A 13,610-nucleotide genomic window follows, 5' to 3' on the forward strand; every position below is an offset into this window, starting at 1 on the left:
TTTTCCTTTCTTCAGGGTGATTAAGGACATTATATCCGTCAATCCCCGGACAAACAACACCGTCAACATTAAGACGTTATTAAGCAGCATTAACAGAAGACCGCGTCGATCAGAAATCTGATCGAGCATAAAAAGGATTATATGAAAAGCCGCTTGGTGTTTACAGATCACGTACATAACCATTCGCTACGATTGATCAATCAAACGACATTCAAACCGAAATTTCGGATTGGAGGGGTAGATGATGAAACCCTCCTTATTCGTCGTGAAGCTGGTGAATACAAACTAACGGTCGATTACCAGGGAAAACGAACATCAGAGATCTTATTCACGCGTGGCTTGCCAAGGAAAGTCACTGTGCACGTGAATGATCGTAACGAAGAGCACTCACTTCTGAAAGAATTCTCGTTTATCGCGTATTTCCTCTATAAGATCTATGGGTTTTGATTTTGGGATCTGATAAGAGTAATTCGTGGAATCCCTATTCTAGCGAACAAATGTCTTAGATGTTACTTTAATGATCGTCTAAATTCCTCCGCGTCAACTCATGCCCATCTCTACTTTTTCTCCTTTTCAAAACCCGCATCCTCTCCTCCATTTCTAAAACCACTCATCCCCACCCTTCTGGAAACAGTAACAAATCTCTCTTTGAACAGAATACACGCACATCCATCCCGTCGATAAATGTCGAAGAAACACGAAAGGCTTAAACGATTCTTAACTTGATGTTCTTTAAAAAGAACGAATGAATCTTCCTTAAAACATAAGCGTTCTCTCCTTCGTTACGAGTAAGCGATTACATTTTAAAAAGAATCAGAATAGAAAAACTTGACATAAAGTTTAAAAACAAAGGCGCTATTGTGGGCTACAATAAAAGTAGTTCATCGACAACGTTTGACGTTTCATACGAAGCGTCTACATTTTTCTCTTTCATTGAGAGAACATTGAGAGAACGACGTTCGGCAAAAACGCTGAAGCAGAAACCAAAATGCGACAGTGTACCTGGAGGGAATTATGGAGGAAACGATCTCGTTGAAAGACGTGCTAGCCACGTTGAGAAAACGCCTTTGGCTTATCGTAGCAATCACGCTCGGAGCAACTGTCATCAGCGCTGTTATCAGTTTATTTGTTTTAACGCCAATGTATCAGTCAACAACGCAAATTCTTGTGAACCAGCAGAGTGAAACGACGCAATATGACCCGAACAGTGTTCGGACGAGCCTTGAACTTATCAATACATACAAAGTGATTATTCAGAGCAACACGATTGCTGAACCAGTCGCTGAACAGGTAGGCGCTGGTCTGACAGCGGGTGAGGTGTCAGCGAAGATCGGCGTCAACTCCCAGGAAAATTCACAGGTTGTTGAGATTTCTGTGAAAGATGCCGATCCTGCCTTGGCCGCATCGATTGCCAATACGACAGCAAAGGTTTTTCAAGAGACGGTTCCTGAATTGTTCGGCACAAACGTAGAAAATGTATCAATCCTCTCTGAAGCCCAAGCAGCGAACGATCCGATCAGCCCACGCACGACACTGAACATTGCGATTGCCTTTGTTGTTGGTCTTATGGCAGGTGTTGGCTTGGTTTATGTGTTGGATTACTTCGACAACATTCTTGAAACAGAAGAGGACATTAAGCGACACCTGGAGCTTAACGTGCTCGGTTCAGTTACACTAATGGATCTTGAAAAAGAAGCTGCTGCCAGCTCAGCCGCCACTCGACGACTGACACAGAAGGAGCAACAACAATATGAACAGAAAGCTCAGTAAGGGCATCCAGGCAATCAAGCAGCGCAGCTTACTTACGTTTCACAGTCCGAAGTCAGCTGTGGCTGAGCAATATCGGACGATACGAACAAATATTGAGTTTTCCGCTGTGGATACAAAGGTAAAATTCATCATGGTCACTTCAACTGGACCTGAGGAAGGCAAGTCAACGACGGCTGCTAATCTGGCTGTTGTATTCGCTCAGCAAGGCAAACGTGTCTTGTTAGTGGATGCGGATCTAAGAAAGCCAACCGTTCACTACACGTTCCATTTGGAGAACAGCTTCGGTCTCACCAGCGTGCTCACAAAGCAAAGCGCAGTTGAGTCCGCTTGCGTGAAAAGCGACATTGACTCGCTTGACATCTTGCCGAGTGGTCCAATTCCGCCAAATCCTGCTGAGCTGCTTGGCAGTCAAGCGATGCACAGCCTGATGAACGATCTTCGTAACATGTACGACATCGTTATTTTTGACACCCCACCAGTGCTCGCGGTCACCGACGCGCAAGTGCTGGCGAATCAATGCGACGGCGTGGTGCTCGTCACGGCAAGTGGAAAAACAGACGTGGATGCAGCAAAGCAAGCAAAAGAGCTTCTTCAAAAGGCGCGCGCTAAGGTGCTTGGTGTTGTGCTTAACCAAATTCCAGTGAAACAAAGCAGCTACTATGGAAGAAAATAAACATATAACCGTAAATGGTGCGGCTTCCATTTGGCACAGAGCTACGATATGCCAAATGACAAATTTGGCCTCGATATGGTCATGATGCTCAAGGAAAACGCTGAGCGAACGATCGACGGCAGCATGCTGCGCATCGACATGCTATCACGTATTAAATGCAAGTAAGTTCTTCTAGCAACATGCAGCATCTATCGTGAAGACGCTTCACAAAAATATTCAAAAAATCTCCAGCCCTTACGATTCATTCGTAACGGACATGTCTCCTCGCCGTTATCCACGGAGGCACTCGGCTATGCTGTGGGACTCCTTCAAGGAAGCAGTCCTTAGACGCGTTCGTTGTCAAAAGCATGGTGTGAGGTGGGGTTTAATGCCCCAGGGAGAAATCCCATTTTTACACTGAAATTTCCGAAGGTTGCGTTTAAATTAGGACTATAGTCATTGTTTTTAGATAGAACATCTAGCTGAGAAGTGCCTGACGGGTAAGGACTTTTGGGCTGGGTGTTTTATTGTAACTAAAGAGAGGAGTGAGATCACAAGGTGAGTGCTTCAATGAAAAAGCGTTTACTGCTGTTGATTTTAATTGATTCAGCGATCGTGTCATTTTCGATTTATATGTCGCACTTCTTCTTAAATCCTTACGTCACCTCGCTCGATGTCATGATGTTCGTCTCAGCACTTACGTTGTTGCTTACACATCATCTGTTTTCCTATCTCTACAAGATGTACAAAAAGGTGTGGCGCTATGCGAGCCTTGAGGAAATGTTGAGCTTAATCAAGGTTGTCTCCATTTCTGTTGGCACAACGGCGATGATGCAGGCTGTTTTCTTCGGCATGATCTACGAGCGCGCCTTAATTATCACTTGGATGCTCCATATTATGTTCCTTGGTGGTGTTCGTTTTGCCTGGCGTTATTACAAGTCAAATGGTTTCCAAACAACACCGAAAGAAAAGCGGACGAAGATAAACCAGTCATATGCGACCGACAAGCGAACGCTCATTATCGGGGCAGGATCGGCAGGGCAGATGCTTGCGCGCCAATTAAAGACCCGCTCAGATAAAACGATTGCTCCAATTGGTTTCGTTGACGACAATCAGCACATGCATTCACTCACCGTATGTGGTTTGCCCGTGTTAGGTGAGATTAAACATCTGAAGCATTATGTACTCGAGTATCATGTGAATCATATTGTCATCGCAATGCCGTCTACGCCACATCAAAAGCTGAAGGAAATTATCCAGTTCGCACAGAGCACGGTGAAAAATGTGCAAACCTTGCCGATGATTGAAGACATTGCGATGGGAAATATCTCAGTCAATCAAATCCGCGATGTGTCGATCGAGGATTTGCTTGGACGCGATCCCGTCGAGTTGGATATCACTGCGATCTCCAAGGAAACAATGGGTGAAACCATTCTTGTGACAGGAGCTGGAGGCTCGATCGGATCTGAAATTTGTCGCCAGCTGCTTCAATTTGAACCCGCGCGTCTGGTCCTCTTAGGCCACGGAGAAAATAGCATCTACGCCATTCATATGGAGCTTGCAGCACTAGATGTGAACACCGAACTTGTGACAGTGATCGCGGATATTCAGGACAAGGAGCGCATGATGGACGTGATGTTCACCTACCAGCCCGCACGCGTTTATCACGCTGCGGCTCATAAGCATGTGCCTCTTATGGAAGCCAATCCGCGCGAAGCTGTGAAAAACAATGTGATTGGCACGAACAATGTCGCTGATGCCGCGTCCATGGCAGGTGTGAAAACCTTTGTCCTTATTTCCTCAGACAAAGCCGTCAACCCAACAAATGTTATGGGAGCGACAAAGCGAGTGGCGGAAATGATCGTGCAAACGAAGAACAAGCAAAGCTTGACCAAATTTGTCGCCGTCCGTTTTGGCAACGTCCTTGGCAGCCGGGGCAGTGTCATTCCGCTGTTTAAAAAGCAAATTGAAGCTGGTGGTCCAGTTACGGTCACACATCCGGATATGACCAGATATTTTATGACGATACCAGAAGCTTCCCGCTTGGTTCTGCAAGCTGGCGCCTTAGCAGAAGGCGGCGAAATTTTCGTCCTCGACATGGGTGAATCCGTCAAAATCGTCGATCTCGCGAAAAACTTGATTCGTTTGTCTGGTTTCACGACAGAAGACATCGGCATTCACTATTCTGGCATCCGTCCTGGAGAAAAGATGTACGAAGAGCTACTCAATGAGAATGAAGTGAACCTAGAGCCTGTGTTTCCGAAAATTTTTGTCGGGAATACGGTGGCGTTTGATTACGAGATGGTGGAAGACGTTATTCAAGGCGTTCAAGAGATGCAAACGGATGATCTTAAGGAAGCGGTCCTATCGTTGGCCAACCGTCGAATTGAAAAGGTGTTACAGTACTCAACTTGATTTTAGGAGGAAACAAATGAAGAAAATACGGAAAGCCATTATTCCAGCAGCAGGGTTAGGAACACGTTTTTTGCCGGCAACGAAAGCGATGCCGAAAGAAATGCTGCCAATTGTCGATAAGCCGACCATTCAGTACATCGTTGAAGAAGCGATTGCTTCTGGCATCGAAGACATCATTATTGTGACAGGGAAAGGGAAACGCGCCATTGAAGATCATTTTGATAACGCGCCAGAATTAGAACTAACACTGGCGAACAAAGGAAAACATGAATTGCTAAAAGAGGTGCAGTACTCTTCTAATCTAGCCAACATCCATTACATCCGCCAAAAGGAACCAAAAGGACTCGGCCATGCGATTTGGTGTGCACGTCATTTTGTTGGGGATGAGCCATTCGCCGTTTTACTCGGGGATGACATTGTCCAAAGTGAGACGCCTTGTTTAAAACAGTTGATTAATGAATATGAGCTTACGAGGTCATCGGTCATTGGTGTGCAGACCGTTCCGGAAGCAGAAACCCCTAGGTATGGCATCGTCGACCCTGTGATCGAAACGATGACAGAACGCCGTGCACAGATCAGAAGCTTAGTCGAAAAGCCAGCTTTAGGAACAGCACCTTCCACATTAGCCATTATGGGTCGGTATATTTTAACGCCAGAAGTCTTTTTATGCTTGGACAAGCAGCAAGTTGGAGCAGGTGGGGAGATTCAACTGACGGACGCGCTGCAAGAGTTGAACCTGATTCAACGCGTCTTTGCCTACAACTTTGAAGGCAAACGCTATGATGTTGGTGAAAAACTTGGCTTTGTGTTAACCCAACTGGAATTTGCCTTAGAACGCGAAGACCTTAGAGATGACTTATTGAAAAAGATGAAAGAATATGTTGGCGAATTAGTCACGAAGTAATCGGTACAAGACAACTCGCTCTTTTTGGTGCAAAGAAACACGACGAGGTTTTAGCGAGTCGAAGATGCGCTAGGGTGCACGGGAATACGACCGCTGCGTCAAAACACTTCGCTTTCTGTGGGGCACGGCTTCAGCTTCCTCGGAAAGCAGGCTTTCCGAGGGGATCTTCAGCTCGTGCTGATCCCACTAGAGTCTACGTATTTTGTCTACGCTGGGTTTGCTTCTGGTTAGATTGTTTTTTATTGTGTCCGAGACTCGTATATCGAGTGAAAAGGCGTATTGCAACCAATTAAGGCAGGTAAGTGCATCGTTTTATGCAAGGAATAGTTTTGCACTGCGCAGATTATTTAAACGTAAGTCCATTGCCATAATCTATCTTCAGTAAATAGAAAGATAAAACAAGCCTGTGATATAAGGAGTTTATCAATGAAAAAACCATACAGAATTCTACACGTCTTTGGTCGACTCGATCGTGGCGGTGCTGAAACAATGGTCATGAATCTGTATAGAAACATTGATCGATCAAAAATTCAATTTGATTTTTTAATCCATACAAAGGATGAATGTGCCTATTCCAAAGAAATCCAATCACTAGGCGGTCGAATCATCAATATACCGAAATATACAGGCACGAATCATAAAACATACACGAGGCTTTGGAATGATTTCTTTAAAAAGAACAAGGAATATAAAATCGTTCATGGACATGTCAGAAGTACAGCAGCCATCTATTTGGATATCGCAAATAAATATGGGCGAACAACCATTTCTCATAGCCATAATACGTCCTCAGGAACGGGTTTTTCTGCCATAGCAAAAAACCTTTTACAATATAGAGTGAAATATGTGGCTGATTATTTTTTTGCTTGTTCTGCTCAGGCGGGAGAGTGGCTGTTCGGTAAACATGTACAACAGAAAAGTAATTTTCATATCATCAAAAATGCCATTGATATGAATAAATTTAAATATGACCATGATAGAAGGCTTGCTATTAGAGACAAAATGTCTTTAAACGGTCGTTTTGTCGTCGGGACCGTCGGCCGTTTGACGCAGCAAAAAAATCCCTACTTTATCATCGATGTCGTCAAAGAATTGGTCAAAATAAATAAGGACGCCGTGTTCATATGGGTGGGAACCGGAGAATTAGCAGCTGATATTAAAACGAAAGTGAACGAACATCAATTGGAAAACAACATTATGTTCCTAGGTGCAATAAGTGAAGTAGAAGACATCCTGCTCGCCATGGATGTTTTTATTTTGCCTTCTCTATGGGAAGGGTTAGGCATCGTCGTCGTGGAGGCCCAAGCCTCTCAATTAAAATGCCTCGTCTCAGAGAAAGTACCAAATGAAGCGGTCATTTCAGCAAATGTGCAAAAAGTTCATTTGAAAGATGGACCAAAGAGGTGGGCACATCTCATCAATGAGCATTCCTTAACCGTGGATTCTCGAACGAAAGAGCAGACAATCGATGATGCCTATGACATTCAAACAAATGTCGTTTGGCTCTCTAATTTCTATGAAAGGATTTGGCCATGATTAGAATACTTCACTATGGGTTAACTCATTCCCTAGGGGGCATTGAGACGTATTTAAGAAAGATATTTAACGAAATTGACAAGGAGAAATTCCAATTTGATTTCTTAATCATCGGGAACGAAGAGCCTTGTTTTTATAACGAACTGAAAGCAGCGGGGTGTTCGTTTCACTTCATTACACCGCGGTCGCAAAGTTATCAAAAAAACGTGCAAGAGATCCGAAGCGTTTTTGAGAATAATAAATACGATGCCTTCCATTGTCATCTAAATACGTTGAGCTATGTGACGCCTGCAAAAATAGCACTTACCTATGGGGTGAACGTGATTGTACACAGCAGAAATGGGGAAAGCCCCAAAAAAATGATCACAAAAGTACTCCATTATTATCATTATTATTCGTTCCCTTTCAAAACGGTAGAAAAAGTAGCGGTCTCTAAAATTGCAGGAGACTGGCTCTTTCGAAAAGGAGGCTACGAAGTGATTAACAATGGTCTCAATGTAAAGAAGTATCAATATAGCCAAGAGAATCGGATGGCAATAAGAAAAGAACTTGGGATCAATAATGAATTAGTTTTAATAAATGTAGGGGCGTTAAGAGAGCAAAAGAACCACTCGTTTTTGATTGATACCTTTAAGGGTTTGAAGGAATATCATAGGGAAGCAAAGCTACTCCTTGTTGGCGAAGGTCGTTTAAGGACAAAACTCCAACAGCAAGTGAATCATGCTGGTTTAGAAAAAGACGTCATTTTTTTGGGCAATCGAAACGACATCCACATCCTTTTAAGTGCTGCAGACCAGTTTATTTTTCCATCGCATTACGAAGGGTTTCCGAATGCCGTGATTGAAGCACAGTCCAATGGATTGCCATGCATTATATCAAATACAATCACGGAAGAAGTCGTAATTAACGAAAATGTCTACGCTTTGCCCATTCAGCAACAAGACATTTCTTCATGGGTAAAGGCAATTTTAGACGTGGATATCAATAACGAAAATCGCATAAATAATGGCATGAACGTTGAAAATAGAGGGTTTTCAGTAAAAAATGAAATTATGAAGATTGAACAAATGTATGGAAGCTTAGTTTAGCGTATGATGTCGTATTCTACGTGGTCTGAATCATGAGAATAATTGTATTGGGGATCTTAACGTTTCTGTTCATATTTGATTTATCACTGTTAGGTTTACCGAGCATCTTTTCCAGTCGAAAGATAGTCTTTGTCATCTTATTCATCCATTATATTGTGTCGTTTAAACGCTTTAGGTTCAATACAGGAAGTATGTATTTTATCCTGTCCATCAATGTGATGATCTTCCTCTGGCTCTTTATTTTATCTGTAAGTTGGCCACAAAGTCCTTTGGCAGATTACGTGTATTCTAGAGAAATGTATTTCATCATCTACACAATCATTGGAAGTGTTTTATTAGCGAACTTCTTCAAAGGTCTTGATGAATATGCAAGATCTGTCGTCATTGCAATGGTCATTCAATCGCTCATCGTGTTTTCGCAATTCTCATTTGAAGGCTTCAGAGTGTTTCTAGAGAATACGTTTCAACCGACCGGTAATATTGAGTATACAAGAACCGATAGAGCCAATGGAGTAGGGGCTGAAGGAGCGTTTTTATCGTTATTATTAGCGACGGGCTTATACTTCTGTAGTTATTTTCTTCACTTCAAAAGGATAATCACAGTAAACTATGTGATCTTTTTTTTATGTCTTCTTACCGCTACTTTCTTAACAGGCAGAACGGGCTTCTATATAGGATGTGTGTTAAGTATTTTTGTGTTTAGTTCTATTCTGCTGAAAGATTATGGGAAAACCGCAATGTTGAAGGTTTTACCGATCATGCTCATTGCCTTTTTTTCGTTAAGTTTTTTAGTGGATCGTCTCGGGATAAACGAAGATCGATTAGAACAATTAAATACATGGGTAACAAGTGTCGTTGACGATGGTTTAGAAGAAGGCTCTGTGACAGCACTCATGGAAATGCAAATCCCTTCATTGAGTAATGAAACTGTTGTGGGGACTGCTGTTTACAGGGGAACGACAAGCAATGGGACAACCGTTCAACACGACAGTGGGTATGTTCAGATGTACTCGAGCTTAGGGGTCGTCTTTGCGGTCATCTTCTACGTGAGTTTGTTCATCTACCTCATCACCTTAATTCGCAAGGTGAGAGGCGGGAAGCTTAAAGTCTTCTTTTTCGCTTATATTCTATTGATTTTTATTGTTGAGCTTAAAGAACCTTTCATCTTTAAATACATTCCAGTTGGTTTGATAATTACAGCGATCTTATTGTCGGGGATAAAGTCGACGTCGAAAGATCATAAGCCACAATTCTTAAAAAAGGAGAATGCAAATGGATCGCCCTCTAATTAGTGTGATTGTTCCTATCTACAATGTAGAGAAATTCATTCATAAGTGTGTAAATTCAATTCTGGAGCAATCGTATCCGAATTTGGAGATTATTTTAGTTGATGATGGGTCGCCAGATAACTGTGGCGCGATCTGTGATCAGTACGAGCAACAATATCGTCATGTGAAAGTGGTTCATAAGTCTAATGGCGGGTTGAGTGACGCTCGAAACGCGGGATTGGAAGTCGCTACTGGGGAGTACATCGGCTTTGTCGACAGTGACGATTATATTCATAAAGACATGTACAATGAACTTTTTCATCACATGACGCTCACCAATAGTGATATCGCAGAGTGTGCCGTCGAGCGAATCTACGCAGACAAGGTGGTTGCTGAAGAAACAGGGGAAGTGACCGTTTTATCAGGAACACAGGCATTAAAAAGCCATTTAAGTTCAGAAGGGAACGGCTACATGCCCAGGACCGCTGTTTGGTCGAAGCTTTTTAGCAGGAAAATCATTGATCGTATGGAGGGAATGGTTTTTCCGAAGGGCGAAATTCATGAGGATTATTTATTTACATGCAAAGCGCTGTATTATTCCAACAAGGTCTGTCTTGTGAATAAATGTCTCTATCATCACATTTACACGAATCCGTCTAGTATCACCCAAAGTAGCTTTAGTTCAAAAGATTTATATAAAGAACTGCAATATATGAACAGAATGGAGTTTCTGAAAAAACTAAAACTCCAAGATCACTTTTTGCTAGCGAAATCTAGTTACTATAAGTTGCTGCTCCAATTTTTTTATAAATGTCACATTGCAGGAATGAAAGAGGAATGTTTGTATTATAAGCAAAAAATAAAAGAACACCACTCCGATATCGTTCGAACCAAAATAGGGTGGAAAAAGAAGCTCGAATTTATCGTGTTTAGCATCTCGCCAAACGTCTATTTAAAAATAAGAGCCAATTTAAATTAAAGGCACGGTAGTAGAGAAAATGACCAAAAAACGTATTTAGAAGGAGTAAACATGGTCCAAGTGATGACGCAATTAAAAGAAAAATTAAACGTAGTGTCTGACGTTATACCTGAGAATTCAGATATATTTTTCTTTGACTATCCAGTGTATAAGAATATTGGCGATATGCTAATTTGGCAAGGAGCAGAAAGGTTTTTTAAAGAGAAAAACATCCATGTGAGAAAAAGATTTAGTTATCATAAGGTCAACAATAAATTAAAATACGAACAAAAAATAAATATTCCTCAAAACGTCATTATTGTCTGTCAAGGTGGTGGAAACTTCGGAGATTTGTACGGCCCTCATCAAGAATTAAGGAACTTATTGATAGAAAATTACCCGGACCACAAAATAGTGATTCTCCCTCAAACGATACACTACCAAAAAGAAGAAAACGAAATAAAAGATTTCGCGTCATATGCAAAACATAAAGATCTGCATATCTTTGTACGAGACAACAAAAGCTTTACGACTGCTAAAAAATATCTGGAGAATGTGTATCTCAGCCCAGATATGGCTCATGCACTTTATCCAATCAATCGTAAGGCAAATGATTCGAATGCGAGTAAAACCTTATACTTAATGAGGCGTGATTTAGAAAAAGCACCTGCTATTAAAGGATTCAACAGTCCAAATGCAACATTTGATTGGGAAGACCTCTTCACCCCATTTAGCTTGTTTTTATTAAAAGTTTTATACAAAATGCACAACATGAACATACCGAACGTTATAAAAGTGAAATCATTGGACCTTTATGTTCGATATAAAGTCAACAAAGCAATAAACATGTATGGTGGTCACGAAACGATTATTACGTCAAGATTACATGGCCATATTTTAGCCTGTCTAATGAACAAGGGCAATCAATTAATGGACAATACGTACGGGAAAAACTCATCATATTACAAGTTATGGACAAAAAATCTTAACAACTCAAAATTAATTGAATAACTATTACGATACAGAAGGTCGTTGAATAACGTGGTAAATAAAATTCAAAAACTGATGAAGAATTCACTTGTTTTTTCCGTCGGAAATCTTGGCACTAAACTTATCTTATTTTTTCTCATACCAGTGTACACGTATCATCTGACGCCAAGTGAGTTTGGTACAGCTGATCTAATTACAGTTACTAGCAATTTAGTTTTGCCTTTAGTGACTTTAAGCGTGTTCAATGGTGTTTTCAGATTTGTCATGGATAAGCAGTACGATAAAGAGGCGGTACTTATTAATAGTATCGTTATTATGATTGCCGGCAGTATTCTACTCGTTATGCTCTACCCATTATTAAATAGAGTGCTGCCTTTTGGAGAGTTTACGGATTACTTTTATATCATCGTGATTTTACAAGCGTTAAACACCATTTTCATGCAGTATATACGAGGTTGTCATTTCGTTAAGCTCTATGCGTTAAGCGGAATGATCAGCTCATTCATTTTATTCTTAAGCAATATCATATTTTTAGTTGTCCTCGACCTAGGAATCGATGGATACTTACTTGCTTATGTGATTACACTATTATTTGGTTGTGTATTCAATTTTTTCGCTGGGAACATACACCGTCATATTAACTTTCATAAGATTAAACATAAGTTAATGAAAGACTTACTGATTTATAGCGTTCCTTTAATGCCTAATGCGTTGATGTGGTGGGTAATGAATTTTTCTGATCGCTACATTATAGCGATGATACTAGGGGCAAGCGCTAACGGATTATATGCAGTAGCGAGTAAAATACCGAGTTTATTAAATACGGTCCATGCGATTTTTTTTCAAGCATGGCAAATGTCCGCTATCGAAGAATTTGATTCGGAAGAAAAAGACGATTTTTTCTCGAAGATCTTTGACTATCTGTCCACTGTTCTTATGTTATGTACTTCTTTCATCATCGTTCATTTGCATTTCATCATCAGCATTCTAGTTTCTAGTGAATACATTGAATCATGGAAATACACGCCATTTTTATTATTAGCGAGTTTATTCTCAGCCTTCTCAGCTTTTTTGGGCACAAATTACATTGCTTCGAAGCAAACGAATGGTGTGTTTAAAAGTAGTTTTATTGGCGCGCTTGTAAATATCATAATAACGCTGCTGTTGGTCCCGATTTTTGGGGTGAATGGTGCTGCGTTCGCAACGATGATTAGTTTCTTGTTCATCTTTTTGTTGAGGGTTATAGATACTAAAAAATATGTCACCATTCATTTCCATGTGAAGAAACTATTTCTCATGTTTTTTGTGCTGTTGCTGCAGATTGCTATTTTATTTACTGACCTACAATTTAAATATTACCTCCTCATGTTTCTTTTTGTTGTTCTTTTATTCATTAATTACGCACAGCTGAAATCAATGCTGAATGATATCATGTCCATGCTGCGAAATAGGTCAGGTCGTAAAAGACGGTGATAATAACAGGGTTCAAAGAAATCACGGCCGCTTCGTCAAAATACTTCGCTTTCCGCGGGCACGGCTTCAGCTTCCTCGGAAAGCAGGCTTTCCGAGGGGATCTTCAGCTCGCGCTGATCCACCCTAAAGGGTACAAGTGCAACATCGTCTCGAGAAGACCTCGTCGTGTTTGCTTTGCCGCAGGAGTCTACGTATTTTGACTTCGCTGGGGTTTGTTTCTGCGTAAATTGTTTTTATTTTGTCTCAGGCTCGTATAATGGAGAAACGTTTTTATCGCAACATTTTTAACAGGAAGAATGGGCATCTAAGACCTTTTCCAACTATTTATTTACTAATGAACGAACATGGATCAATAAGGTCTTTCTCATTTCGTTCGTCCTTTAAAAGAAACCAAAAACGGCTACTAGTGAGACTCCTGGGGGAAAGCGAGCCAAGTGAGACCCCGCAGAGCGAAAACGCTTGAGGAGGCTTGCGCATCGCCCGCGGAAAGCGAGCGTATAGCCGTTTGTCTAAGAAGAATAAATTCAATTTTTATCCACCTTCCGCTTGTACTAAA

The 13,610-nt window shown here is 41.2% G+C and carries 11 protein-coding genes; all 11 read left to right on the top strand.

Going from position 1 to position 13,610, the window contains the following annotated elements; genetic code table 11:
* Positions 1-141 precede the first annotated feature (141 nt).
* The 11 genes from EV213_RS13655 (at position 142) to EV213_RS13705 (ending at position 13,054) form a co-directional block, all read left to right on the top strand.
* A complete protein-coding gene (locus tag EV213_RS13655; protein WP_133581111.1) occupies positions 142-447 on the top strand; it encodes a hypothetical protein in 306 nt (101 codons plus the stop codon).
* A gap of 567 nt (positions 448-1,014) precedes the next feature.
* A complete protein-coding gene (locus EV213_RS13660; RefSeq protein WP_133581112.1) occupies positions 1,015-1,770 on the top strand; it encodes a YveK family protein in 756 nt (251 codons plus the stop codon).
* Positions 1,751-2,443, top strand: coding sequence for a CpsD/CapB family tyrosine-protein kinase (locus EV213_RS13665; protein WP_133581113.1), 693 nt, complete (start codon positions 1,751-1,753; stop codon positions 2,441-2,443). The genes EV213_RS13660 and EV213_RS13665 overlap by 20 nt, the downstream gene beginning before the upstream one ends.
* 549 nt (positions 2,444-2,992) lie before the next feature.
* Positions 2,993-4,837 (top strand): polysaccharide biosynthesis protein, encoded by a 1,845-nt coding sequence (locus EV213_RS13670; protein ID WP_133581114.1) that lies wholly within the window; start codon positions 2,993-2,995, stop codon positions 4,835-4,837.
* A gap of 16 nt (positions 4,838-4,853) precedes the next feature.
* Positions 4,854-5,741 carry a UTP--glucose-1-phosphate uridylyltransferase GalU gene (gene galU / locus EV213_RS13675; RefSeq protein WP_133581115.1) on the top strand — a complete coding sequence of 296 codons (888 nt, stop codon included), beginning with the start codon at positions 4,854-4,856 and terminating at the stop codon, positions 5,739-5,741.
* A gap of 426 nt (positions 5,742-6,167) precedes the next feature.
* Positions 6,168-7,277, top strand: coding sequence for a glycosyltransferase family 1 protein (locus EV213_RS13680; protein ID WP_133581116.1), 1,110 nt, complete (start codon positions 6,168-6,170; stop codon positions 7,275-7,277).
* Positions 7,274-8,365 carry a glycosyltransferase gene (locus tag EV213_RS13685; protein ID WP_133581117.1) on the top strand — a complete coding sequence of 364 codons (1,092 nt, stop codon included), beginning with the start codon at positions 7,274-7,276 and terminating at the stop codon, positions 8,363-8,365. The genes EV213_RS13680 and EV213_RS13685 overlap by 4 nt, the downstream gene beginning before the upstream one ends.
* Positions 8,366-8,397: 32 nt before the next feature.
* Positions 8,398-9,657: a hypothetical protein gene (locus tag EV213_RS13690; protein WP_133581118.1), complete on the top strand. Its 1,260-nt coding sequence runs from the start codon at positions 8,398-8,400 to the stop codon at positions 9,655-9,657.
* Positions 9,638-10,612: a glycosyltransferase gene (locus EV213_RS13695; protein ID WP_166639314.1), complete on the top strand. Its 975-nt coding sequence runs from the start codon at positions 9,638-9,640 to the stop codon at positions 10,610-10,612. The genes EV213_RS13690 and EV213_RS13695 overlap by 20 nt, the downstream gene beginning before the upstream one ends.
* Before the next feature lie 51 nt (positions 10,613-10,663).
* Complete coding sequence (locus tag EV213_RS13700) at positions 10,664-11,602, top strand: polysaccharide pyruvyl transferase family protein (RefSeq protein ID WP_133581120.1); 939 nt, start codon at positions 10,664-10,666, stop codon at positions 11,600-11,602.
* A gap of 30 nt (positions 11,603-11,632) precedes the next feature.
* Complete coding sequence (locus tag EV213_RS13705) at positions 11,633-13,054, top strand: lipopolysaccharide biosynthesis protein (RefSeq protein ID WP_133581121.1); 1,422 nt, start codon at positions 11,633-11,635, stop codon at positions 13,052-13,054.
* Positions 13,055-13,610 lie beyond the last annotated feature (556 nt).

This window comes from Aureibacillus halotolerans, from assembly GCF_004363045.1.
Classification (GTDB): domain Bacteria; phylum Bacillota; class Bacilli; order Bacillales; family DSM-28697; genus Aureibacillus; species Aureibacillus halotolerans.

What these genes read in the sequence shown, in the direction of transcription:
- EV213_RS13685 (WP_133581117.1), top strand. Translation starts at nt 7,274, where the DNA reads ATGATTAGAATACTTCACTATGGGTTAACTCATTCCCTAGGGGGCATT.
- EV213_RS13695 (WP_166639314.1), top strand. Translation starts at nt 9,638, where the DNA reads ATGGATCGCCCTCTAATTAGTGTGATTGTTCCTATCTACAATGTAGAG.
- EV213_RS13670 (WP_133581114.1), top strand. Translation starts at nt 2,993, where the DNA reads ATGAAAAAGCGTTTACTGCTGTTGATTTTAATTGATTCAGCGATCGTG.
- EV213_RS13655 (WP_133581111.1), top strand. Translation starts at nt 142, where the DNA reads ATGAAAAGCCGCTTGGTGTTTACAGATCACGTACATAACCATTCGCTA.
- EV213_RS13700 (WP_133581120.1), top strand. Translation starts at nt 10,664, where the DNA reads ATGGTCCAAGTGATGACGCAATTAAAAGAAAAATTAAACGTAGTGTCT.
- EV213_RS13690 (WP_133581118.1), top strand. Translation starts at nt 8,398, where the DNA reads ATGAGAATAATTGTATTGGGGATCTTAACGTTTCTGTTCATATTTGAT.
- galU (WP_133581115.1), top strand. Translation starts at nt 4,854, where the DNA reads ATGAAGAAAATACGGAAAGCCATTATTCCAGCAGCAGGGTTAGGAACA.
- EV213_RS13665 (WP_133581113.1), top strand. Translation starts at nt 1,751, where the DNA reads ATGAACAGAAAGCTCAGTAAGGGCATCCAGGCAATCAAGCAGCGCAGC.
- EV213_RS13660 (WP_133581112.1), top strand. Translation starts at nt 1,015, where the DNA reads ATGGAGGAAACGATCTCGTTGAAAGACGTGCTAGCCACGTTGAGAAAA.
- EV213_RS13680 (WP_133581116.1), top strand. Translation starts at nt 6,168, where the DNA reads ATGAAAAAACCATACAGAATTCTACACGTCTTTGGTCGACTCGATCGT.